Source organism: Mesorhizobium sp. WSM3873, from assembly GCF_001672445.1.
Lineage (GTDB): Bacteria > Pseudomonadota > Alphaproteobacteria > Rhizobiales > Rhizobiaceae > Mesorhizobium.
Window position 1 is genome coordinate 38,478 of the sequence record NZ_LYTM01000055.1, and the last position, 22,550, is coordinate 61,027.

Sequence of the window (22,550 nt, forward strand, 5' to 3'; positions counted from 1 at the left end):
GCTGCGGCGAAGGGCATCTGGGAGGAGCGCAGGTTCGCTGCCCGGCAATTTGCCGGAAGAGGGCTGCCCTCGTCCTCACGAAAATGTCAGACAAATCGGACTATTTACGAACGTCAAATCTGTGTCTAGTGTTTCGGTCGCGGCTGGATCGGCCCCGGACTTAGGTGCCAGACCCTTGAGGAGGAGGGCGTCCAGGCCGCAGCCGAGACAGCAGCGATGAGTTTCAAAAGGGAGGTTGAAGCATGAAATCCATGATACGTAACGCGTCCGTCGCCGCGGCGGCCTTGGTTATTGGCCTGACGGCCAGCGCAGCCGTGCGCGCCGACGACAAGCCGACGCTGGCCTTCGTCGTCAACGGCGCGTCAGACTTCTGGAAGGCGGCGGAAGCCGGCGTGAAGAAGGCGCAGGGCGAACTGCCCGACTACAATCTCGAGCTGAAATATCCCGAGCAGTCGTCGGTCGCCATCCAGCAGCGCCTGATGGACGACCTGGTGACGGCCGGCGTGAAGGGCATCATGGTGTCGGCGGTCGACCCCAAGACCTCGACCGACGGGCTGAACAAGATCGCGTCCGAGACCGCTCTGTTCACCACCGATAGCGACGCCCCGCAGACCAAGCGCGTCGCCTATATCGGCTCGTCCAACGTCGATGCCGGCAAGCAGGCGGCCGAGATCGCCAAGAAGGCGATGCCGAACGGCGGCAAGTGCCTGGGCTTCGTCGGCCTGCTCGGCGCCGACAATGCCAAGGAGCGCATCGAGGGCATGAAGGAGGGGCTTGCCGGCAGCAAGATCGAGCTGGTGGACGTGCGCGGCGACGACATCGACCAGGCGCGGGCCAAGAAGAATGTCGAGGACGCGCTGGTCGCCAGCCCCGACATCACCTGCATGGTCGGCTTCTACTCCTACAACACGCCGCGCATCTATGAGGCGCTGCGCGACGCCGGCAAGCTAGGCCAGATCACCGTCGTCGGCTTCGACGACGATCCGATCACGCTGGGCGGCGTCAAGGAAGGCACGGTTGCCGCGACCGTGGTGCAGCAGCCCTTCGAATGGGCCTATCAGGGCATGAAGCTGATGGCCGCCTACCTCAAGGGCGACAAGTCGGGCATTCCGGCCAACGGCTTGATCATCGTGCCGACCAAGATCATCGGCAAGGACGATGTCGACGCCTATGCCGCCAACCTGAAGGCGATGGCCGGCAAGTAATCGATGCACAGTTGCGCCGGCTCAAGCTTCGCCTTGAGCCGGCGTCCGTATTGACGGGCCGCATGCGGCCCGTCAGTCTGCAGCCCACCGGCTGCCGATAAGCGCGATGAACAATGGCGTGATGAATTATTCCGACCCATCCATCGTCCAATCCGCTCCGTTCCTGAGCCTCGAGGCCGTGCGCAAGACCTATCCCGGCGTGGTGGCGTTGGACGGGTTCTCGATGGAGGTCAGGCCGGGCGAGGTGATCGGGCTGGTCGGCGAGAACGGCGCCGGCAAATCGACATTGATGAAGATCCTCGGCGGCGTGACGCGGCCGGACAGCGGCACCGTCACCGTCGACGGCGTCGCGCATGACGGCTTGACCGTGGAAGCCAGCATCGGCTCCGGCATCGCCTTCGTGCATCAGGAGCTCAACCTGTTCGAAAACCTCGACGTCGCCGCCAACATCTTCTTCGGCCGCGAGCCGCTCAAGGCCGGGCCGCTGAGGCTGGTCGACCGCGCCAAACTGCGCGAGATGGTGGCGCCGCTCCTGAAACGCGTCGGCGCCAATTTCTCGGCCGACGCGCCGGTCGCCTCGCTGTCGCTGGCGCAGCAGCAGATGGTCGAGATCGCCAAGGCGCTGTCGATCAAGGCGCGGCTGGTGATCCTCGACGAGCCGACCTCCAGCCTGCCGATCGCCGAGACCGAAAAGCTGCTCGACGTGATCAAGGGACTGCGGGCGGAAGGCATCAGCGTCATCTTCATCTCGCACCGCCTGCACGAGGTCGAGCGCGTCGCCGACCGCGTCGTGGTGCTGCGCGACGGCATGCTGGCCGGCACGCTGCCGAAGAGCGACATCAATCACGACCAGATGGTCAAGCTGATGATCGGGCGCATGCTTAAGCAGCGCGAGAAAGCAGCGGAGGCGGGGCGCGCGCCGGGCGGCGTCGCGCTCTCGGCAACAGCGGTGCGCACCAGCGCCTATCCCGATCACCCGGTCGACCTGGAGCTTCGGCGCGGCGAAATCCTCGGGCTTGCCGGCCTGGTCGGCTCCGGCCGCACGGAGCTCGCGCGCGTCCTGTTCGGCATCGACGAGCGGCTCGGCGGCAGTGTCGCGCTGGACGGCAAGGCGCTCAATGTCGGATCGGCCGCCGATGCGGTGGCGAGCGGCATCTTCCTGGTGCCCGAAGACCGCAAGCTGACCGGCATCCTGCTCGACCTCTCGATCGCGCAAAACATTTCGCTGCCCAATCTGCCGGCGCATGCGAAGCGCTCGCTGGTGTCGACCAGCGCGGAGCTCGCCACCGCCGAGAAGCAGAAGAAGGATCTCGGCATCAAGGCGCCGTCGGTCCTGACCCGCACCGGCACGCTGTCCGGCGGCAACCAGCAGAAGGTGGTTCTGGCCAAATGGCTGGCGATGAACCCCAAGGTGATGATCCTCGACGAGCCGACACGCGGCATCGATATCGGCGCCAAGGCCGAGATCTACGCGCTGATGCGGGCGCTGGCCGATGCCGGCGTCGCGGTGCTGATGATCTCCAGCGACATGGAAGAGGTGATCGGCGTCTCGGACCGCATCGCGGTCATGCATGAGGGGCAGATCTCCGGCATCCTCGACCGGGACGATTTCAGCCAGGAGAACGTGCTGTTGCTGGCGGTGGGCAAGAAGCCGAAGCTGGCGCAAGCCGCGGGAGGAGCGCAATGAGCAAGAAAGACCTCGGCCTGCTGGTCCTGATCCTGGTGGTCGGCGCGGTGGTCACGGCTATAAATCCGCGCTTCCTGTCGACGATCAATCTCGCCAACACCTCCAACCTGGTCGCGCTGTTCGGCATCCTGTCGATCGGCCAGGCCTTCGTCATCATCACCGGCGGCATCGAGCTTTCGGTCGGTTCGCTGATCGCGCTGCTCGGCACGCTGTTCATCGACTTCATCGCCGTGCGCGAGATGGACTGGCCGTTGGCCTTCGTGCTGATCATCGTGCTCGGCGCCATCATCGGCTTCATGCATGGCTGGCTGATCACGCGGCTCAAGATGCAGCCTTTCGTGGTGACGCTTTGCGGCCTGCTGATCTACCGCGGCGTCGCCCGTTTCTACACCGCCGACGGCACGGCGGGCTTCGCTTTCGGCCAGAATTTCCCGGATCTCGAATTCCTGACCGCCGGCCGCTCCGGCGGGTTGCCGAATTCCTTCATCGCGCTGATCGTGATCGCCATCGTCATGTGGGTGGTGCTGCACCGCTCGGTGTTCGGGCGCTATCTCTATGCCATCGGCAAGAATGAGGAAGCGGCGAAGTATTCGGGCATTCGCACCGGGCGCGTGGTGATCGCGGCATACGTGATCTGCGGTGTGCTGACGGCGCTGTCGGCGATCTACTTCGCCATGTACACGCGCTCGATCTCGCCGGCGAGTCACGGCCAGTTCTATGAGCTCTACGCCATCGCCGCGGCGGTGCTTGGCGGCTTCTCGCTGCGCGGCGGCGAGGGCTCGCTGGTAGGCGTCATCCTCGGCACCGTGCTGCTGCAGGAACTGCAAAACCTCGTCAATCTGCTCGGCATCCCGTCCTCCCTGAACTTCGCGGTGATGGGCGGCGTCATCCTGATCGGCGTGCTGGTCGACCAGCAGTGGGGCGTGTTCCGCGCCCGGCGCCGGATGATGGAGGCGTCGCGCCGGAATGTCGCCGGCGCGCCGGCGGAGTAGCTTCCCTCGTCCGATCTCGGCAGGCAGCGGCGCAAATTTCAACTTCGCGTGCTGCACACATTTTTTGGACGTTGGCGCCGACATCAACAAGTCTCGGCCCAACCTCCCACTCGCAAGCCGGCATCACCTGAATCAATACACCTCAGATCATGTCCGAAAGGTCCGAGAACGCCATCGCCTTGCGCAGCACGTCGGCGAAGCGCTCGCCGGCGATCTCTCTGGCGCCGCTGTTGTCGATGGAGGTGACGTCCGGTCCGGAAAGCGTCACGCTGGTGCTGCGCGCCAGACGCGCCAGCACTTCGCCGCGCGATTCGCGGCCGCGCGCCGCCAGCCGCTCGGCGAGGATCTCCGGCGCCGCGGTGATCTCGACCACCGCCAGGTTGGCATAGCGCTCACGCAGCGCCGGGATGACGGCACGGGAGACGTTGGCCACCGCGACATGACCATTGGCGATCGCCCAATCGACATCGGCCGGCAGGCCATAGCGCAGGCCATGCGCGTCCCAGCAGATGGCGAAGGCGCCGTCCGCTTCCGCCTCGGCGAAGGCGGCGTCGGCCAGCGTATCGTGGTCCTCGCTGGCGGAGTCGCTCGGACGGGTGATGACGCGGCGGACGAACTCCAGCCGCGTCTCGCCGGCAAAATGCGCCCTGGCGTAGCCGATCACCGTGTCCTTGCCGGCGCCGCTCGGCCCGACCACCGCGACGAAGACGCCGTTGCGGATCGGAAGGGTCTCGGTGAGCTCTCGTTCGATCAGCGCAGAAACCATCATGCGACGCGCCTGCCCTGACGCCAGACGTTGCGCACGACCGGCACATGCTGGTCGACGCGCACGCGCACGAGGTCGGCGCGCCGGCCGGGCTCGATGACACCGCGATCGCTAAGGCCGACCGCTTCCGCCGGGTTCTTCGAGACCATGGCGACCGCCTGCGGCAGCGAAATGCCTTCCACGACATCGCCGAGGAAGAAGGCGGACTGAATCAGGCTGAAGGGGATATAGTCGGACGACAGGATGTCGAGCAAACCGTCGCCGGCAAGCGAGCGCGCCGACACATTGCCCGAATGCGAGGAGCCGCGCATGACGTTGGGCGCGCCCATCAGCACTCCGAGGCCTGCCGCCTTCGAGGCCCTCGCCGCCTCCTCGGTGGTCGGGAATTCGGCAACGCGCACGCCCTGCTCCACCGCCTCGTCGACATGGCCGGCCGTCGCATCGTCGTGGCTGGCAAGCACGATGCCGCGCTCGCGGCAGGCGGCGGAAATGAAGACGCGGTTCGGCCCGGAATTCTTGGCCGATTCCGCCATACGCTTCTCGCAGAATTTCTGGAAGTCGCGGTCGGTGAGCTTCAGCTTGCGCTGGTAATAATAGGCGTAGGTCTCGAGATCGACGAACTGGCGCTGGCCCGGCGCATGGTCCATCAGCGAGGCGAGCTTCACCCTGTCGTCGGTCTCGAAATTGGCGAAGGCCTCGAGGCAGTCCGGCGCCGAGACCTCGCAGCGCAGATGGATGAAGTGGTCGGCCCTGAGCCGATCCTGGCGCACACTGTCCTCGATCGCGTCGGCGAGCTTGCGCACGTCGTCGGACTTCAAGTCGGCATCCTCGTCCATGCCGACACGCAGGGCGTCGAGCACCGTGGTGATGCCGGCGGTCGCCACCTGCGCATCGTGGGCGAGCACGGCGGCGATCGGGTTCCAGCGCACTTTCGGACGCGGCGCGTAATGGCCTTCGAGATGATCGGTGTGCAGTTCGACGAGGCCCGGGATGATGTAGTCGCCGCCCATGTCCTCGCCGGTGCGGGCCGCACCCGGCTCGATCGCGGCAATCAGTCCATCGCGCAGCAGCAGCGAGCCCGCGACGATCTCGTCGGGCAGCACGATGCGGGCATTGTTCAAAACGGTCTCGGCGGTCATTTCAGCAGTCCTATCTCAGGCGGGCGGACAATCAGGCGGTTTTTCTGGCCGGGCGGCGTCCAAGCACGTGGTGCGAGAGCACCATGAAGGGCGCGCCCGGTTCCGTTTCGACGAACAGCGTCAGCGCATCCACCGGCACCGGACGCTGCAGCACATCCGCGAACAGGCTGTCGATTGCAGCGCGAAGGCGCGGACTTTCCTGTGGCCCGACCCGTCCGGAGAGCGTCATGTGGAAGCGGAACGTCTCGAAGACGTAGGGATAACCCCACTGGCAGAGGTTGCGAAACTCATCCGGCTTCAGCGAGTCTGGGCTGCGGCGCTCGATCTCGGCCTCGGTCAGCGGCGCGCGGAAACGGTCGAAGGCGCGCACGACCTCGCCGGCGAAACTGTTGAGCGGCTCGAATGGACTTCCCGGCACCAGGGCAAAAAAGCCGTCGATCTGGCCGACGACCAGACGCGGGATGACGACTGGTGGCGTGGCCTCGGCGAAATCGTCGAGCGCCGCCCGCAGCGAGGCTTCCGTTTCGCTCGGCGCCAGCCGGAACGGCGCCTTCAGCGTCGCGTGGAAGCCGTAGCGCCGTGCCGAGGCGGTGTGGAAGGCAACTTCCGCCGCCGACAGGGCACCCACACCCTCGACCGGCCGCGTCGGCGCGCCGAACGGGTCGCGCCCCAGCCAGTTGGCGGCGATCCGCGCCAGCGGCTCATCCTGCCTCGGGGTAAAGTAAATGGCATAGCGCATCGAAAATCCTCGTCAGACCCGCTGCCATAGGTGATTTCCATGACGGATTGACGAAGCTTTCATGGGTGTTCGAAGGCAACCCGGGCTCCGGCGGTCCTTAGCCGACGATTTTCCCGAACTGGACCAACAGGTTGAGGGCTATGAAAAATCTCACGCCTTCATCAGCCACTCATGCTCGGCGGCGTTGTGGAATTTCCACGTCCGCTTCGGGCCGGCCATGACGTTGAGATAATAGAGATCATAGCCGTGGCAGGCCGCACACGGGTGGTAGCCCTTCGGCACCAGCACGACATCGCCGTCCTCGATCGCCATCGCCTCGTCCAGATCGCGCACGCCATTTCTGTCGGCGTCGGTGTAGACGCGCTGGAAGGCGAAACCCTGCGGCGGGTCGAGGCGGTGGTAGTAGGTCTCCTCGAGATAGGACTCGGCCGGCAGATTGTCCTGGTCGTGTTTGTGCGGCGGATAGCTGGAGGTATGGCCGCCGGGCGTGATGACCTCGACCACCAGCAGCGAGTCGGCCGGCTTGCCCTCGGGCAGGATGTTGGTGACGTAACGGGTATTGGTGCCCTTGCCGCGCACTTCCTGACCGAGATCGTCGGGCGCAATGACGCGGGCGGGCAGGCCGCCGCCAAGACCGGGCGCCGAGCAGACCGCAAGCTCCAGTTCGGTGTCGGCGGTCACCGACCAGTCGGAGCCTTGCGGCACATAGACCGACCAGGGTTTGCCCTTGAAGGGCGACATGCGCTCGCCGAGCAGGCCGAGATCCTTGCCGCCGGCCGCAGCCTGGCCCTTGCCGGTGACGAACACCAGGCAGACCTCGCGCTCGCCCGTCTTGCCGGCGGCCGTCTCGCCCGGCCGCAAGCGGTGGAGATCGAAACCCACGTAAGTCCAGCCCGCGCTTTGCGGGGTGACGTGGGCGACGTGGCCGTGGCCCTTGTCGGCCTTGACGAGCAGTTTCGACATTTTGTCTCCTGGATCATTCCTTCGGCTCGGCCGGAGGCTTGGGCTCCTCGGCCGGCTTGTAGAGGTAGAAGAACTGCCACACCGCGTAACCGGCGAAGCCGAGCGCGATTACACCCCAGAACGGCGTGCCGGAGGCGAATTCGATCACCGACCAGATTAGGCAGACGGCAACGACGGCAATGCGCCGCCACAGCGGTCGGAAGAAGGGGTGCTCATAGTCTTTCATCGCGCCAATCCGGGACTTGTCCAAACGCATCAGATAGACCGAGCGGCCGGACGAATCCACCGTTTACGCCGGGAAGCCCTGCGTCTCCACCGTATAACCGGCGGCCGTCATCACCCGCATCAGCTCCTTGTGGCCGACCTCAGCCATCCTCAGCGGCGGGTTCTTTTTCGGATCCTGCTCGGCCTCGACCACGAACCAGCCTTCATAGCCGTAGTCGGCGAAGCGCTGGACGATCGCGCCGAAATCGAGCGAGCCGTCGCCGGGCACGGTGAAGGCGCCGAGCGCGACGGCATCGAGGAAGGACTGCTTCGTGCGGTCGAGCCCGTCGATCACGTTCATGCGCACGTCCTTCACATGGACGTGGTTGATGCGCTTGTGGTGGTTGTCGATGGCGCGCAACACATCGCCGCCGGCGAAGGCGAGATGGCCGGCATCGAGCAGCAGCGGGATGCCCTCGCCGGAATGATGCATGAAGGAATCGAGTTCCGGCTCGGTCTCGACCACGGCCGCCATGTGATGATGGTAGGAAAGCGGCATACCCTGGTCGGCGCACCATTCGCCGAATTCGGTGACGCGGCGGCCATAGGCCTTCATCTCGTCGCCGGAAAGCCGTGGCTTGGTGGCAAGAGGCTTGGAGCGGTCGCCCTGGATGGAGCGGCCGACCTCGCCATAGACGATGCAAGGCGCGTTGACCGCCTTGAACAAGTCGATCATCGGCTGGATGCGATCCTTGTTCTTCGACATGTCCTCATCGACCAGCGTGCCGGAGAACCAGCCGCCGCAGAGCGTGACGTCGGCCTCTTTCAGGATCGGCAGCATCACCTTCGGATCGTTGGGGAAGCGGCGGCCCATCTCCATGCCGGTGAAGCCGGCCGAGCGCGACTGGCGCAAACACTCCTCCAGCGACACATCATCGCTCAATTCCACGAGATCGTCGTTCCACCACGCGATGGGAGACATGCCCAGTTTGGCTTTCAAGTCGTCACTCCAGGTTTGGATCGTTCAACTTTCGCTCATCGGCGCTGCCCTCATCCGCCTGCCGGCACCTTCTCCCTGGAAATGACGGGGAGAAGGGACAGGCTTCAGCGCTGGCGGCCCCCTGCTCCCCGTTCTTCACGGGGAGAGGGCAAGGGTGAGGGGCAGTGCCAGCTTCAATCACCTAAGCTCCGCATGAGCTTTTTCTCGTCATACGCCTTGCGCGCGGCGTTCACTTGCGGCCGCGACGAGACTTCCGGCACGGCAACATCCCACCAGTGGCCGCCGGCCTCGGTCGACACCAGCGGATCGGTGTCGATGACCAGCACGGTGGTCTTGTCGTTGCCCTTCGCCTTGGCAAGCGCCGTTTCGAGTTCAGCAATCGAGGCCACTTTCTCGGCGACGGCACCTAGGCTTGCCGCATGGGCGGCGAAGTCGACGTCGGGCATCACCTCATGGCGAGCGTCCTTCAAGAGATTGTTGAAGTTGGCGCCGCCGGTCGCCATCTGCAGCCGGTTGATGCAGCCATAGCCGCGATTGTCGAGCAATACGATGGTGAGCTTCAGGCCGAGCATCACCGACGTCGCGATCTCGGAATTGAGCATCAGATAGGAGCCGTCGCCGACCATGACGACGACTTCCTGGTCGGGTTTCGCCATCTTGACGCCGAGCCCGCCGGCGATCTCGTAGCCCATGGTCGAGAAGCCGTATTCGGCGTGATAGGAACCGGGCGCGCCCGCTTGCCAGAGCTTGTGCAATTCGCCCGGCAGCCCGCCGGCGGCATGCAAAAGCGTGACGCCCGAGCCCTTCGCGCGCTGCACGGCGCCGATCACCTGCGCGTCGGAGGGATAGGCGGCGTTGGTCGAGGCCGTCACCTTGGCGGCGGCAGCCTGCCATTCCGTCTTGCCCTTCAGCGCATTGTCGGTCCAGGCGGTCGGCGCCTTCCAGCCCTTCAGCACGGCGGACAGCTCGGCGAGCCCTTCGGTGGCGTCGGCAACCAGCGGCAGCGCCCAGTGCTTGCCGGCATCGAAGACCTGGGTATTGAGCCCGATGATGGTGCGGCCGGCATTCTTGAACAGCGCCCAGGAGCCGGTGGTGAAGTCCTGCAGCCTGGTGCCGACGGCAAGAACCACATCGGCCTCTTCCGCCAGCCGGTTGGCCGCTGATGTGCCGGTGACGCCGACGGCCGCCATGTTGAGCGGATGATCGTCGGGCAGCGAGGATTTGCCGCCTTGGGTCTCGCAAACCGGAATGCCGGCGCCCTGCACCAGCTTGGCCAGCTCTCCGGAAGCCTGCGAATAGAGGACGCCGCCGCCGGCGATCACCAGCGGCTTCTTGGCGTTCTTCAGGGCCGCCACGGCGACGGCCAGTTCGTTGCGATCCGGGCGCAGCCGGCGCGGCGTCCAGACGCGCTCGGCAAACAGGCTTTCCGGATAATCATAGGCCTCCGCCTGCACGTCCTGGCAGAGCGAAAGCGTGACCGGGCCGCATTCGGCCGGATCGGTCAAGACCTGCATGGCGCGGTTCAGTGCCGGGATGATCTGCTCCGGCCGCGTGATGCGGTCGAAATAGCGCGAGACGGGGCGGAAGCAGTCGTTGACGCTCGCCGTGCCGTCGGAGAAATCTTCGGCCTGCTGCAGCACCGGGTCGGGCAAGCGGTTGGCGAAGACATCGCCGGGAAGCAGCAGCACCGGTAAGCGATTGACGTGAGCGAGCGCCGCAGCCGTCACCATGTTGAGCGCGCCGGGGCCGATCGAGGTGGTCGCGGCCATGAAGCGGCGGCGGAAATTCGCCTTGCCGTAAGCAATCGCCGCATGCGCCATCGCCTGCTCGTTATGGGCGCGGAAGGTCGGCAGCTCGTCGCGGACCTGGTAGAGCGCCTCGCCGATGCCGGCGACATTGCCGTGGCCGAAGATCGCCCAGACGCCGCCGAAGATCGGCACCTTCTTGCCGTCGATCTCGGTCATCTGGCGGCTGAGAAAGCGGGTCAGCGCCTGCGCCATCGTCAGGCGAACGGTCTTGGTCATTGTCGTTTCCTCCGGCTTTCCCTGTGCCGCCTAATATGCTGCCCGTTCTTCTTATGCTGCTTTGCGGCCGCGCGCTGCAAGCCATGCCTCGGTCAATTGCTCGAAGCGCGAGGCCATGTCGGCGACAGCCTCGTCATCCGAGATCTTGCCGGCCAGCCATTGTTCGGCGGCATTGACAAAGATGGTGCGACCGACGGCAAATCCCTTGACGATGGGCGCATTGGCGGTGGCGGCAAAGGCGGCGACCAGCTCATCCTGCGGCGCCTCCAGACCGAGCAGCACGACGCCGCGGCACCACGGATCGTGCTTGACGATCACCTGCTCTATCCTGGCCCAGGCGCCTGCCGAGGCCTGCGGCTCGAGCTTCCACCAGTCGGGCCTGATGCCCAGCGCATAGAGTTCTTCAAGGGCGCGCGGAATGGTGGTGTCGTCGAGCGTGCCGTGCTTGCCGGCGATGATCTCGACGAGCAGTTCCCTGCCGACTTTCCGCGCCGCCTCGAACAGGGTCCGCAGTTTTTGCTGCTGCTCTGTCTTCAGCGCCTCCGGATCATCCGGATGATAGAAGCAGAGGCACTTGATGCAATGGTCGACCGGCCATTCGGTGAGCTGCGAGCCGATGTCCTGCGAAAACTCGAAGCGCAGCGGCCGCGATCCGGGCAGCTCGACCGGCCGACCTAACCAGGCAAAGGGATGGCGGGCGAACTCGAACATGGCATCGCGGCCGTATTTCTCATCGATCAGCATGCCGTAGCCGTCGCGACCGGCGGCGACCTTGGCCGCCGCCTTGACGGTGAGCACCTTGAAGTCGGGGATGCGCGAGACATCTGCACCGACCCTGGCGGCGACATCTTCCAGCTGGACGCGGTGGTCGCAAGCGAGCGCCATCAGCGAAGGGATGTCGCGCCGCCGCGTCGTCGCCCAATGGATGTGGTTGATTGCCTCGTCCTTGCGCAGCGCCAGATGCTTGCTGCGGTGCTTCAGAAAAAACTGCAGCTCCTCGAAGGTCGGATATTCCGGCGCGCATAGCAGGCGCGACACGGCGAAGGCGCCGCAGGCATTGGCCCAGGTCGCCGCCGTGGCAAAGCTTTCGCCGCCGAGCCAGCCGCGCAGGAAGCCCGACATGAAGGCGTCGCCGGCGCCAAGCACGTTGTAGATCTCGATCGGGAAGCCCTCGCCGACGATACCGTCCTCGAGGTCGTCGCTGATCGGCCCGTCATAGACGATGCAGCCTTTGGCACCGCGCTTGAGTACGATGGTAGCGGTCGACAGCGTGCGGATCGTCTTAAGCGCGCTCAGACAATCGTCGGCGCCGGAGGCGATCATGATTTCCTCCTCGGTGCCGACGATGAGGTCGCAATCGGGCAGCACCGTCTTCAGCTGCGCCGAGACCCGGTCCGACTTGACGTAGCGCTCGAAGCCCTCGGCATGGCCGGCGAGCCCCCAGAGGTTCGGGCGGTAGTCGATGTCGAAGACGACCTTGCCGCCCTTGGCCTTCATCAAACGGATCGCCTTGCGCTGTGCGGCATCCGAGTTGGGACGCGAGAAATGGGTGCCGGTGACGACCACGGCGCGCGCCGAGGCGATGAAAGCCTCGTCGATGTCCGCTTCGGCGAGCGCCATATCGGCGCAATCCGAACGATAAAAAATCATCGGCGAGACGCCTTCGTCCTCGACGGAAAGCAGCACCAGCGCCGTCAGCCGTTCCTTGTCGGTCTTCAGGCCGTCGACCGAGACGCCCTCACGCCTGAGCTGCTCGCGGATGAAACGGCCCATCTGCTCGTCGCCGACGCGAGTGAGCAGCGCCGAGCGCAGGCCGAGCCTTGCCGTGCCAACGGAGATATTGGCCGGGCAGCCGCCGACCGACTTGGCGAAGGAGGTTATGTCCTCCAGACGCGAGCCGATCTGCTGGCCGTAGAGATCGACAGAGGCGCGGCCGATCGTGATGACGTCGAGCGGCGGATATTTCGCTTCCACGGCTTCGCCCATTCGAACCTCCCATCGGCTTTGTTGTGCAGAGCAGCGTCGTTTTGGGCAGCACGCGCGAACGGCGGCGTGACACCGTCAATATGAAATAATAATTCCAATCTGCAGTCAATATGGAATGAGTGTTCCCTGATGGAAAAACGCCCGTTCGGGGCCGCTCAGGCCTTGCGCTTGCGGCCGGCGTCGCGCCGCTTTTCGCCGACGGCAACGGTCAGCGCCATGGCAAGCGCCATCGTCGCCGACAAAGAGCGGAAGCCGCCGAAATCGGATTCGGCCACCTCGAACCAGACCTTGGCGAATTGGGCGAGCGGCGAGAACGAGCTGTCGGTGATGGCGACGATGGGCACGCCCTGCTCGGCGATCGTGCGCGTCTCCTCGATGGTCGCAGGCGCGTAAGGCGAGAAGCTGATGGCGATGACGGCGTCGCGCGGCGTGGCGAAGCCGATCATCTCGGCATTCAAGCCCGCGGCCGACTCGATCAGTTGGTTGCGGATCTTGAGCTTGCCAAGCGCGTAGGCGATGTAGGAGGCGACCGGATAGGAGCGGCGCTTGGCCAGCACATAGATTGTCTCGGCCTTTGCCAGCAGCGTGATCGCCTGTTCGAAATGCGCATCGTTCAGCACGCGCGAAATGTCGCTGAGCGAGGTGCTGGCGGCAGCCACGAAGCCGTCGAAGATCGCCCGGTGTCCAGCGCCTTCTTCGGCCTTGGCGCGCAGTGCCGCCAACCGCTCGTCATAGGAGGAATTGCGTTCGCGCAGCCGCTCGCGAAACACCTGCTGCAGGCTAGTGAAACCATCGAAGCCGAGCTGCTGGGCGAAGCGGATCAACGTCGAGGGCTGGACGCCGGCGGAAGCCGCGATACTCGCCGCCGTGCCGAAGGCGATGTCGTCGGGATTGTCCAGCGCATAGGCGGCGATCTGCGCGATGCGCTTGGGCAGACTGGTGCGCCGCTCCAGGATCGTCGTGCGTAAGGTCTCGAAATCGCGAGGCACCCGTCCGTCCATCGTCGCTCCGCCCACGGCCATGCTGGTGTTCCCTCTCCTGCCTCATCATAGCGGTTTCGCGCAAGAACACCATAAAAAATGATTTGGACGTTCCATTCTCGGATGAAATGGATTAATTCATCCATGCGAATTCTTCCCCTTCAGCGGAGACAATCGACATGGTCGGAGTGGGCCTCATCGGCACGGGCTTCATGGGCAAGTGCCACGCCATCGCCTGGAACGCGGTCGGCACCGTCTTTCCCGATGTCGAGAAGGCGAGGCTGGTGCATCTGGGTGAGGTCAATGACGAGCTTGCAAAGCGCAAAGCGGCCGAGTTCGGCTTCACTCGAGGCTCGAGCGACTGGCGTGCCGTCCTCAACGATCCGGAGGTCGATGTCGTGTCGCTGACCACGCCCAACCAGTTCCATCCGGAAATGGCGATCGCCATCCTCGAAGCCGGCAAGCACCTGTGGTGCGAGAAGCCGATGGCTCCGAGTTTTGCCGAGGCCGAGGCGATGGCAAAGGCAGCGACCAAATCCGGCAAGGCTGCCGTGCTCGGCTACAACTACATTCAGAACCCGGCCATCCGCCATATCGGCGCGTTGCTCGAGGAAAAGATCATCGGCGACGTCAATCTCGTTCGCATCGAGATGGACGAGGATTTCATGGCCGATCCCGAGGCGCTGTTCTTCTGGAAGCATGAGGCGGCTTCCGGTTATGGCGCGCTCGACGATTTCGCGGTGCATCCGCTGTCGCTGATCAAAGTGCTGTTCGGCCGCGTCGCTCGCGTCATGTGCGACATGGCGAAACCCTATGCCGACCGGCGCGTCGCCTCCGGCGGCCGCCGTGCGGTCGAGACCTACGATATCGCCAGTGTGCTGATGCATCTGGAGAACGGTGTCGCCGGTACGCTGCTGGTCAATCGCTCGGCCTGGGGCCGCAAGGGCCGTATCGCCCTCCAGATCTTCGGCTCGAAAGGCTCGATCCTCTACGACCAGGAGCGGATGAACGAGTTCCAGCTTTATCTGACCGCCGACCGGCCGACCGAGCAGGGCTACCGCACGATCCTGGTGGCGCCGCACCACAAGCCCTACGATTCCTTCGTGCCGGCGCCCGGCCACGGCCTCGGCTTCAATGACCTCAAGGTGATCGAATGCCGCGAGCTTTTGATGCGGATCGCCGGCAAGCCGGCGCGGATCATCGATTTCGACGAGGGGCTGGAGATCGAGCGCACGGTGCACGCCATGGCGCGATCGTTCCAGGAACAGCACTGGGTGGAAGTGAGGTGAGCCGGCTCCCCTTCAGGTGCCGGCGGCGGCTGCTGCATTGATCTCCCAGCCGTCCACCCAAACCTGCCGCAGTTGGTCGCCTTCGCCTTTGAACCATAGGCCGGTCGCCTGGCAATCCTCGATGCGGTCGCTGCGGAAATTGCGGATGGCCTGGCGCAGCTCGCACCAAGCGACGATGTTAGCGGTCTCGGCGTAGTAGATCAGCGCGATCGGGCGGACGATACGCTGTGTGTCGCGGCCGGCTTCGTCGCGGTAGGCGAGGTCGAGCTTCTCCTCGTCGCGGATGGCGCGGCGCATCAGCGCCAGATCGACCGCCGCGGCCGCAGGCGAAAAACCCCAAGCATGAAGAGCGTTGGCGTCGAGCGTCTGGCGCAAGGGCGGTGGCACGACGCCGGCGATCTTCGCGCCGACGCGCTTTGCCGCCTGCTTGAGCTCGTCGTCGCCGGTGCGTTCGAGCAGCGCCAGCGAGAGCACGATCGCCTCCATCTCCTCGATCGAAAACATCAGCGGCGGCAGGTCGAAGCCGGGGCGCAGGATATAGCCTATGCCGCGCCCGCCCTCGATCGGCACCCGCATCGCCTGCAGCGCTACGATATCGCGATAGACCGAGCGCACCGTCACTTCCAGTTGCTCGGCGATCGTCGCCGCGGTCACCGGCTTCTTGGCCAGCCGCAGGATCTGGATGATTTCGAACAGGCGCGAGGCCTTGCGCATTTTTCCACTCGATCGAAACGCAACTGACACACCCCCGTCAGTTGGGATGACCTATAGGGCCGCGCATCGGTTTGAAAATCAACAGATTCCTCAGCGTCCTTGGCGGGCCGCGGCAGGCAACTGACATGAGTTACACGGAAAATCTCTGGCTATTCTTCATCCTGCTGTTCGGCATCATCGCCGTTCCAGGCATGGACATGCTGTTCGTGCTGGCCAATGCGCTGACCGGGGGGCTCGACAGGGGGCTGGCGGCGACCGGCGGCATTATGCTCGGCGGCGTAGTGCATACGTTGAACGGGGCGATCGGCGTCGGGCTGCTGATTCATTTCGTGCCGGTCCTGTTCAAACCGCTGCTGATCGCCGGCGCCGCTTACATGGCCTATATCGGAATTTCGCTGATGCGCAGCTCGATCACCGTCAGCGATGACGGGCCCGCCGGCAGCCGCTCCGCCTGGAAAGCCTTTCGCCAGGGATTGGTCACCTGCCTGATCAACCCCAAGGCCTATCTGTTTATCCTTGCCGTCTATCCGCAGTTCCTGAAGCCGGTTTACGGTCCGATCTGGATGCAGGCGACCATCATGGGACTGCTGACTGTCGTCACACAAGCAGGAATCTACGGCGGCCTCGCCATCACCGCCGGGCGCAGCCGGGCGCTTCTGGTCGGCAATCCGCGGGCAACGGTCATTGCCGGCCGTGCGGCCGGGCTGCTTCTATTCGCGGTCTCGGTATTCACCGCATGGGAAGGGCTGAGGGCGGCGTGAACGCCGCCCTCGCCAGGGTTGTCAGGCGGCGCCCTGACGGGTGGCGAGCAGTTCGCGCTTCACCGACCGGCGCCACTCGACGGCGCCGGCAAGTCCGTGCAGCACCGTTTCGGTGGTCGCCCAATCGATGCAGCCGTCGGTGATGCTCTGGCCGTAGGTGAGCTGCTTGCTGGGCACGACGTCCTGACGGCCGGCGACGAGATTGCTCTCGATCATGACTCCGATGATGCGCTCGTCGCCCGCTGCGACCTGGCCCGCCACGTCGTGCGCGACTTTCGGCTGGTTCTCCGGCTTCTTGCCGCTGTTGGCGTGGCTGACATCGATCATCAGGCGCGGCGCGATGCCGATGCGGCCGAGCTCCGCGGCGGCCGCGTCGACGCTTGCCGCGTCGTAGTTCGGCGCCACGCCGCCACGCAGAATGATATGGCAGTCTTCGTTGCCGGTCGTCGCAGCGATCGCGCTGCGGCCGCCCTTGGTCACCGCCATGAAATGATGCGGCTGCGCCGCCGACTTAACCGCCTCGCCGGCGATTCTCAGATTGCCGTCGGTGCCGTTTTTGAAGCCGACCGGGCAAGAGAGGCCCGACGCCAGCTCGCGGTGGATCTGGCTTTCGGTCGTGCGCGCGCCGATGGCGCCCCAGGCGACGAGGTCGGCGATGTATTGCGGCGTCGTCATGTCGAGGAATTCCGTCGCCGCCGGCAGGCCGAGATTGTTGACGGCGGAAAGCACGTTGCGCGCCATCCGCAAGCCCTTGTCGATGTTGAAGCTGCCGTCGAGATCGGGATCGTTGATCAGGCCCTTCCAGCCGACCGTGGTGCGCGGCTTCTCGAAATAGACGCGCATGACGATCTCGAGCCGGTCGGCCAGGGCCTCGCGCAGCGCCGCCAGACGGCTGGCGTAGTCCACGGCGGCGACCGGATCGTGGATGGAACAAGGGCCGACGATGACGACCAGTCGATCGTCGGCCCCGGTCAGGATGGAATGGATGGCGTTGCGCGAGGCGGCAACGGTGCGCGTCGCCGTGAGCGAGCGCGGTATCTCGCGCATCACGTCGTCCGGCGTGCTCAGGACTTTGAGTTCCTTCACCCGTAGGTCGTCTGTGGTGGTCAACACGGCTTTCTGCTCCTGGTTAGGAGACCTGCCGGCTGAAACGAAAAAGCCGCCAGGTCTGGCGGCTTTTCGGATTAGATGCTGCAATCTTCAGATCGAGCGCAATCCTCCCGCCGCCAGCGAGCTACCGTAGCTAAAGTACCAAAACGAGGCGGTCAGGTGGATCATGCGGCTCATATAGTCGATGCCGAGGCGCTTGTCACGTCCTCATGAAGCTAAGCATTTGCTTGGTTTGCGCCGTGCTCCGTGGCCTCGGGAAAAAAGAGAGCATCATGCAGCGGTTCACGGTTCATGCAGACCATGGATCGAAAAGTTCGATTGCAAAGCCTTCGAAATCCTTCGAATTACGCGTTGCCAAGGTGAGCTGCTTCGCAATCGCGGTGGCGGCGATCAGACCGTCCATCGACGACAGACCGCGACCGCGGCGCTTGGCAAGGCCCATCAGGTCGCCCCAGGCCAAGGCAACGGCTTCGTCCACCGGCAAAACCCTTTGCTCGAAGCGCTGCGGCAAATCTCGAGCGAGCCATTCGGCCAGTGCCTCTCGTTTGCGGCCCTCATCCATGAGGGAAACGCCGCGCCGGATCTCGGCGATCGACACGACGCTGATGAATGATCGATCCTCATCAAGCCCGTCCAGCCACTTTAGAACGCCTACATCCGGCGCCGCCCTCGTCACCTCTGACAGGACATTGGTATCGAGCAGAAGCCTCAAAGCGGCTGATCACGCGGTTCGTCGGCTTGACGCTCAAGGTCGAGATCGGCGCCGCGCAGCGGCGACTCCAGGAGGAACTCCGCAAGCGTTCCTTTGCGGGCGGTCTTCCGCCGCCATTCCTCTGCGGACACGACGACAACGCTTGGTTTGCCGTTACGGGTGATCGTCTGAGGCGAAGATTGCGCCCGATCTATTACCTCCGAGAGCCGGGCCTTTGCCCCAGCGACCGTCCAGCTCGTATCGTCTTTGGGTCCGGGCAGCATCTCAATCTCATGACTATTCTGACCATCTTGACTATACCGGAATCGCAATGCTGCGGCAACAGGGGCTCTCAGGGGCCGGATACCTTTGGGCGCACGAGGCTGATCACATCTGCACCCATAGCTGGCCTGCTTCTGGCGTAAAGCTGCTCGTTGTCACTACTCCCCGATCACGCCAGCTATGTTTTGATCATAATCGACCAGCGAGCCGGTCATGACGCCGGCCTGCGGGCTGAGCATGTAGGTGATCAGCCGGGCGAGCTGCGCCGGCTTCACCAGCTGACCCATCGGCTGCGCGGCCTCGGCCTTTTCCAGCCAGTCGTCCGGCGCATCGTGCCACTTCTTCTGCACGATCGCCTCGCCCTCGGTGTCCATCCAGCCGGGCAGCACCGCGTTGCAGCGAATGCGGTTTTTCCGGTAGGAGCTGGCGACATTCTTGGTCAGCGTCATCAGCGCGCCCTTGCTGGTCGAATAGGGCGTCAGGAAGGACTGACCGGCATGCGCCGACATCGACAGCACGTTGACGATCGAGCCCGGCGCCCTGCGCTCCAGGAGATGCGCGACGAGGCCCTGCATCAGGAAAAAGGGGCCGCGCACATTGGTGTCGAATATCTGATCGAAAAGCTCTTCCGATGTCTCGACCAACGAGCCGCGGGCCGAAGTGGCGGCGGCGTTGACCAGCGCGTTCAAGGTGCCGAAATGCGCGAGCGCCGTTGCGACGGCGCGCTTGCAGTCGGCGACCTTGGCGACATCGGCGCTGATGAAGATGGCGTCGACACCGTTTTTCTTGAGCGCTGCGACCGCCTTGTCGCCCTTCTCCTGCGAGCGGCCGACCAGCGCCAGCGCGCGGCAACCCTCGTCGGCCAAGGCTTCCGCCACGGCGAAGCCGATGCCCTGCGCGCCGCCGGTGACGATGGCGCGCGTTTCTGAATTGCGACCGGCTAGACCGTTCATCGCTCTGCTCCTGTAATCGATTTCAAAACCTTCAGGCGACGCGGACGGTCTTGCCCGTTTTGGCAGACTCCAAGGCCGCATCCGCCAACTTCAAGGCGACCAGCCCGTCCTTGCCGCTCGGCGCCGCCTTCTTGCCGGCAGTCGCGGCGGCGATGAAGGAAGCGATCTCGTTGGCGTAGGCGTCGATATAGCGGGTCATGAAGAAATCGTGCAGCGGCGGGCGGGTGTAGCCCTTGTCATTGGCGAGCTCGATCGACACCGGCCGCTGATTCTCGGCCGCAACCATGCCCTTCGAGCCGTGCGCCTCGATGCGCTGGTCGTAGCCATAGGTGGCGCGGCGCGAGTTGGAGATGACGGCCTGCTTGCCGGACGCCGTTTCCAGAATGACGCTGACGGAATCGAAATCGCCCGCTTCGCCGATCTTCTTGTCGACCAGCACCGAGGCGTGCGCGCTGACCGCCACCGGCTCTTCGCCGAGCAGGAAGCGCGCCATGTCGAAATCATGGATGGTCATATCGCGAAAAATGCCGCCGGATCGCGCGATGTAGTCGAGCGGCGGCGCGCCCGGATCGCGCGAGGTGATGGTGACCATCTCGACATCGCCGATGGCGCCGTCGTCGATCGCCTTGCGGACGGCGGCGAAATGCGGGTCGAAGCGGCGGTTGAAGCCGACCATCAGCGTAGCGCCGGCCTTGTCGACCACGGCCAGGCACTGCTCGACGCGCTTGACGTCGAGGTCGATCGGCTTCTCGCAGAAGATCGCCTTGCCGGCCCTGGCGAAGCGCTCGATGAGGTCGGCGTGAGTGTCGGTCGGCGTGCAGATGATGACGGCGTCGATGTCCTTGGCCTGCTCGATGGCGTCGATGCTGCGCACCTCGGCCCCATAGGCGGAGGCAAGCTCCGTCGCCGCTTTCTCGAAGGCGTCCGCCACGGCCACCAGCTTGGCCTGCGGGTTTGAGGCTACGGCGCGGGCATGCACCTTGCCGATACGGCCGGCGCCGAGAAGAGCGAAGCGGAGAGTCATGGAATGTCCTTTGAGGGTGGCTCTAAAACGTGTCCGCGCCGGCCGGCGCGGACGATTTGGTCTGGTCCCGTCGTGGCGCCTGGTCAGGCGGCCTGAAGCTCCGCCTGCCCGGTCTTGGCGCCGGTGATGTAAGCGACGATGTCGTTGCCGTCGGTGTCCTGCTTGCGCAAATTGGCGACGATGCGGCCGCGCCGGAAGACGACGATGCGGTCGACCAGGTCGAAGACCTGGCGCATGTTGTGGCTGATCAGGATCAGCGGCTCGCCGTTCTCCTTCAGCGTGCGGATGATGTTTTCGACCTGCGCCGTTTCCTGCACGCCGAGCGCTGCGGTCGGCTCGTCCATGATGATCAGCTTGGAGGCGAAGGTTGCGGTCCTGGCGATCGCCACGCATTGGCGCTGGCCGCCCGACATGTGGCGGATGGTGCTGGAAAGGTTCGGGATCTTCACCGCGGTGCGGATCAGCGCCGCCTCCGTCGCCCTGCGCATCGCCTTGCGGTCGAGAATCGAGAAGGGGCCGAGGTTGAAAAGCACCTTCTCCCGGCCGAGGAAGAGGTTTGACGGCACGTCGAGGTCGTCGGCCAGAGCCAGGTTCTGGAACACGGTCTCGATGCCGGCCTCGCGCGCCTCGATCGGGCCGGCGAAGTTCACTTCCTTGCCGTCGAACCAGATCTTGCCGTCGGTGCGCTGCTCGACGCCGGTGATCTGGCGCACGAAGGTCGACTTGCCGGCGCCGTTGTCGCCCATGATGGCGACATGCTCGCCCTTGCGCAGCTCGAAATTCGCCTCCTGCAGCGCGTGAACGCCGCCATAATGCTTGGTGAGGTTTTCGGTCTTCAGAACGATATCGGACATGGTCAAGCTCCTATCGCCCGGCGGCGCTGGCGCCATTGATCGAGAACGACTGCGCCGACAATGATCACGCCCTTGACCATCTCCTGGTAGTAGGCGTCGAGGCGCAGGAAGGTGAAGCCGGAAATGATAACGCCGAAGATCAGCGAGCCGATCACCGTGCCTATGATAGACCCGCGGCCGCCCGAGAGCGAGACGCCGCCGATGACCGCCATGGCGATGGCGTCGAGCTCGTACATCACGCCCATGCCGGCCTGGGCGGTGAGGTTCTTGGAGGAAAGCACCACCGCGGCGATCGAGGCGAGGATGCCGGCAATCACATAGACCAGCACCTTGTGGTTGGCGATCTTGATGCCGGACATGCGCGCGGCGTCCTCGTTGGAGCCAATGGCGTAACAATGCTTGCCGTATCGGGTGTAGCTCAGGACGAGCTGGAACAGGATCGCCAGTGAAATGAAGATGATGACCGGCATCAGCCCCTTGCCGATGGCCGCGAAGCTGTCGGTCGGGAACGAGATCGGTTGGCCCTTCGACCACCATTTGGCGATGCCGCGCGCCGTGACCATCATGCCGAGCGTGGCGATGAACGGCGGAATGCGGGTGTAGGCGATCAGGGCGCCGTTGATCAGGCCGGCAATCAGCCCGCAGCCGATCGCGACCAGCAGCGGCACGATGACCGGCAGGTCGGTCCAGCCATAGGCGATGAACATCGCCTTGGGGTTGGGATTGCCGTTGACGGTCGCAACCTGCGCGAAACTCATGGCGATCATGGCGGTGGCGCCGACGATCGAGCCCGAGGACAGGTCGATGCCGCCGCAGATGATGACCTGCGTGACGCCGATGGCTATGATGCCGACGATCGACACCTGCAGGATGATGATCTGCAGCCGCTGCTCGTTGAAGATAGCATCGACGTTATCGCGGGTGTTGAAGAGGAAGCTGTCGCCGAGGAAGACGCGGCCGATCAGCTCGAATGCGCCGACCAGGATGACCAGCGCCAGAAACACGTTGAACTCGGCAGGCCAGGGGCGCTTCTTGGCGTCATAGCTCAGCCCGCCAATGCCATGCGATGTCTGTGACACGTCTTCTTCCTCCGAATGACCGCGCCCGCTCTCCCGCCCGGTCGGGCGGGAGAAGGAAGGGAGCGACGCTGCTCTGTCTGCAGCCGATTTCAGCCAACTCGATGCGTC

22 protein-coding genes are annotated in these 22,550 nt (G+C 64.6%); 5 read left to right on the forward strand and 17 right to left on the reverse strand.

The features are described from left to right. Positions 1 to 242 precede the first annotated feature (242 nt). From A9K71_RS26165 to A9K71_RS26175, 3 genes are all read left to right on the forward strand, one after another. Positions 243 to 1,205: a sugar-binding protein gene (locus A9K71_RS26165; protein WP_067002845.1), complete on the forward strand. Its 963-nt coding sequence runs from the start codon at positions 243 to 245 to the stop codon at positions 1,203 to 1,205. Positions 1,206 to 1,326: 121 nt separating this feature from the next. Further along, positions 1,327 to 2,892: a sugar ABC transporter ATP-binding protein gene (locus A9K71_RS26170; RefSeq protein ID WP_067003266.1), complete on the forward strand. Its 1,566-nt coding sequence runs from the start codon at positions 1,327 to 1,329 to the stop codon at positions 2,890 to 2,892. Further along, positions 2,889 to 3,884, forward strand: coding sequence for an ABC transporter permease (locus A9K71_RS26175; RefSeq protein WP_067002847.1), 996 nt, complete (start codon positions 2,889 to 2,891; stop codon positions 3,882 to 3,884). The genes A9K71_RS26170 and A9K71_RS26175 overlap by 4 nt, the downstream gene beginning before the upstream one ends. A 142-nt stretch (positions 3,885 to 4,026) precedes the next feature. Here the strand turns inward: A9K71_RS26175 and phnN are convergent, their stop codons facing one another. From phnN to A9K71_RS26220, 9 genes are all read right to left on the reverse strand, one after another. Then, positions 4,027 to 4,653 carry a phosphonate metabolism protein/1,5-bisphosphokinase (PRPP-forming) PhnN gene (phnN, locus tag A9K71_RS26180; RefSeq protein WP_067002849.1) on the reverse strand — a complete coding sequence of 209 codons (627 nt, stop codon included), beginning with the start codon at positions 4,651 to 4,653 and terminating at the stop codon, positions 4,027 to 4,029. Then, positions 4,650 to 5,789 carry an alpha-D-ribose 1-methylphosphonate 5-triphosphate diphosphatase gene (locus tag A9K71_RS26185; RefSeq protein WP_067002851.1) on the reverse strand — a complete coding sequence of 380 codons (1,140 nt, stop codon included), beginning with the start codon at positions 5,787 to 5,789 and terminating at the stop codon, positions 4,650 to 4,652. Before A9K71_RS26185 ends, phnN begins: the two co-directional genes overlap by 4 nt. Positions 5,790 to 5,820: 31 nt before the next feature. Further along, positions 5,821 to 6,528, reverse strand: coding sequence for a DUF1045 domain-containing protein (locus tag A9K71_RS26190; protein ID WP_067002853.1), 708 nt, complete (start codon positions 6,526 to 6,528; stop codon positions 5,821 to 5,823). A gap of 150 nt (positions 6,529 to 6,678) precedes the next feature. After that, positions 6,679 to 7,491: a 5-deoxy-glucuronate isomerase gene (iolB, locus tag A9K71_RS26195; RefSeq protein ID WP_067002854.1), complete on the reverse strand. Its 813-nt coding sequence runs from the start codon at positions 7,489 to 7,491 to the stop codon at positions 6,679 to 6,681. Between the two features lie 13 nt (positions 7,492 to 7,504). Then, positions 7,505 to 7,717, reverse strand: a complete 213-nt coding sequence (locus A9K71_RS26200; RefSeq protein ID WP_067003268.1) for a hypothetical protein — start codon at positions 7,715 to 7,717, stop codon at positions 7,505 to 7,507. 63 nt (positions 7,718 to 7,780) lie between these two features. Then, on the reverse strand, positions 7,781 to 8,695 hold the full coding sequence (iolE, locus tag A9K71_RS26205; RefSeq protein WP_067002856.1) for a myo-inosose-2 dehydratase: 915 nt from the start codon (positions 8,693 to 8,695) through the stop codon (positions 7,781 to 7,783). A gap of 173 nt (positions 8,696 to 8,868) precedes the next feature. Continuing rightward, a complete protein-coding gene (gene iolD, locus A9K71_RS26210) occupies positions 8,869 to 10,719 on the reverse strand; it encodes a 3D-(3,5/4)-trihydroxycyclohexane-1,2-dione acylhydrolase (decyclizing) (RefSeq protein WP_067002858.1) in 1,851 nt (616 codons plus the stop codon). Positions 10,720 to 10,770: 51 nt separating this feature from the next. Beyond that, complete coding sequence (iolC, locus tag A9K71_RS26215; protein ID WP_067002860.1) at positions 10,771 to 12,705, reverse strand: 5-dehydro-2-deoxygluconokinase; 1,935 nt, start codon at positions 12,703 to 12,705, stop codon at positions 10,771 to 10,773. Between the two features lie 155 nt (positions 12,706 to 12,860). Then, positions 12,861 to 13,706, reverse strand: a complete 846-nt coding sequence (locus A9K71_RS26220; protein WP_067002862.1) for a MurR/RpiR family transcriptional regulator — start codon at positions 13,704 to 13,706, stop codon at positions 12,861 to 12,863. A gap of 158 nt (positions 13,707 to 13,864) precedes the next feature. On the opposite strand from A9K71_RS26220, the gene A9K71_RS26225 reads away from it, so the two are divergent. Next, positions 13,865 to 14,974: a Gfo/Idh/MocA family oxidoreductase gene (locus A9K71_RS26225; protein ID WP_067002864.1), complete on the forward strand. Its 1,110-nt coding sequence runs from the start codon at positions 13,865 to 13,867 to the stop codon at positions 14,972 to 14,974. Positions 14,975 to 14,986: 12 nt separating this feature from the next. Here A9K71_RS26225 and A9K71_RS26230 read toward each other — a convergent pair whose 3' ends face one another. Continuing rightward, positions 14,987 to 15,688 (reverse strand): YafY family protein, encoded by a 702-nt coding sequence (locus tag A9K71_RS26230; protein WP_067002866.1) that lies wholly within the window; start codon positions 15,686 to 15,688, stop codon positions 14,987 to 14,989. A gap of 125 nt (positions 15,689 to 15,813) precedes the next feature. On the opposite strand from A9K71_RS26230, the gene A9K71_RS26235 reads away from it, so the two are divergent. Next, positions 15,814 to 16,449 carry a LysE family translocator gene (locus tag A9K71_RS26235; RefSeq protein WP_067002868.1) on the forward strand — a complete coding sequence of 212 codons (636 nt, stop codon included), beginning with the start codon at positions 15,814 to 15,816 and terminating at the stop codon, positions 16,447 to 16,449. Between the two features lie 21 nt (positions 16,450 to 16,470). Here the strand turns inward: A9K71_RS26235 and A9K71_RS26240 are convergent, their stop codons facing one another. The 7 genes from A9K71_RS26240 to A9K71_RS26270 form a co-directional block, all read right to left on the reverse strand. Further along, on the reverse strand, positions 16,471 to 17,562 hold the full coding sequence (locus tag A9K71_RS26240; RefSeq protein ID WP_067002870.1) for a 3-deoxy-7-phosphoheptulonate synthase: 1,092 nt from the start codon (positions 17,560 to 17,562) through the stop codon (positions 16,471 to 16,473). 286 nt (positions 17,563 to 17,848) lie between these two features. Next, positions 17,849 to 18,271, reverse strand: a complete 423-nt coding sequence (locus A9K71_RS26245; RefSeq protein WP_067002872.1) for a type II toxin-antitoxin system VapC family toxin — start codon at positions 18,269 to 18,271, stop codon at positions 17,849 to 17,851. Next, positions 18,268 to 18,534, reverse strand: a complete 267-nt coding sequence (locus A9K71_RS26250) for a type II toxin-antitoxin system Phd/YefM family antitoxin (RefSeq protein ID WP_067002873.1) — start codon at positions 18,532 to 18,534, stop codon at positions 18,268 to 18,270. Before A9K71_RS26250 ends, A9K71_RS26245 begins: the two co-directional genes overlap by 4 nt. Before the next feature lie 156 nt (positions 18,535 to 18,690). Beyond that, positions 18,691 to 19,485, reverse strand: coding sequence for an SDR family oxidoreductase (locus A9K71_RS26255; protein WP_067002874.1), 795 nt, complete (start codon positions 19,483 to 19,485; stop codon positions 18,691 to 18,693). A gap of 31 nt (positions 19,486 to 19,516) precedes the next feature. Beyond that, positions 19,517 to 20,509, reverse strand: coding sequence for an inositol 2-dehydrogenase (gene iolG, locus A9K71_RS26260; RefSeq protein WP_067002875.1), 993 nt, complete (start codon positions 20,507 to 20,509; stop codon positions 19,517 to 19,519). A gap of 83 nt (positions 20,510 to 20,592) precedes the next feature. Then, positions 20,593 to 21,363 carry an ATP-binding cassette domain-containing protein gene (locus tag A9K71_RS26265; RefSeq protein ID WP_067003269.1) on the reverse strand — a complete coding sequence of 257 codons (771 nt, stop codon included), beginning with the start codon at positions 21,361 to 21,363 and terminating at the stop codon, positions 20,593 to 20,595. A gap of 2 nt (positions 21,364 to 21,365) precedes the next feature. Further along, positions 21,366 to 22,442 (reverse strand): ABC transporter permease, encoded by a 1,077-nt coding sequence (locus tag A9K71_RS26270; protein ID WP_067002876.1) that lies wholly within the window; start codon positions 22,440 to 22,442, stop codon positions 21,366 to 21,368. Positions 22,443 to 22,550: the final 108 nt, after the last annotated feature.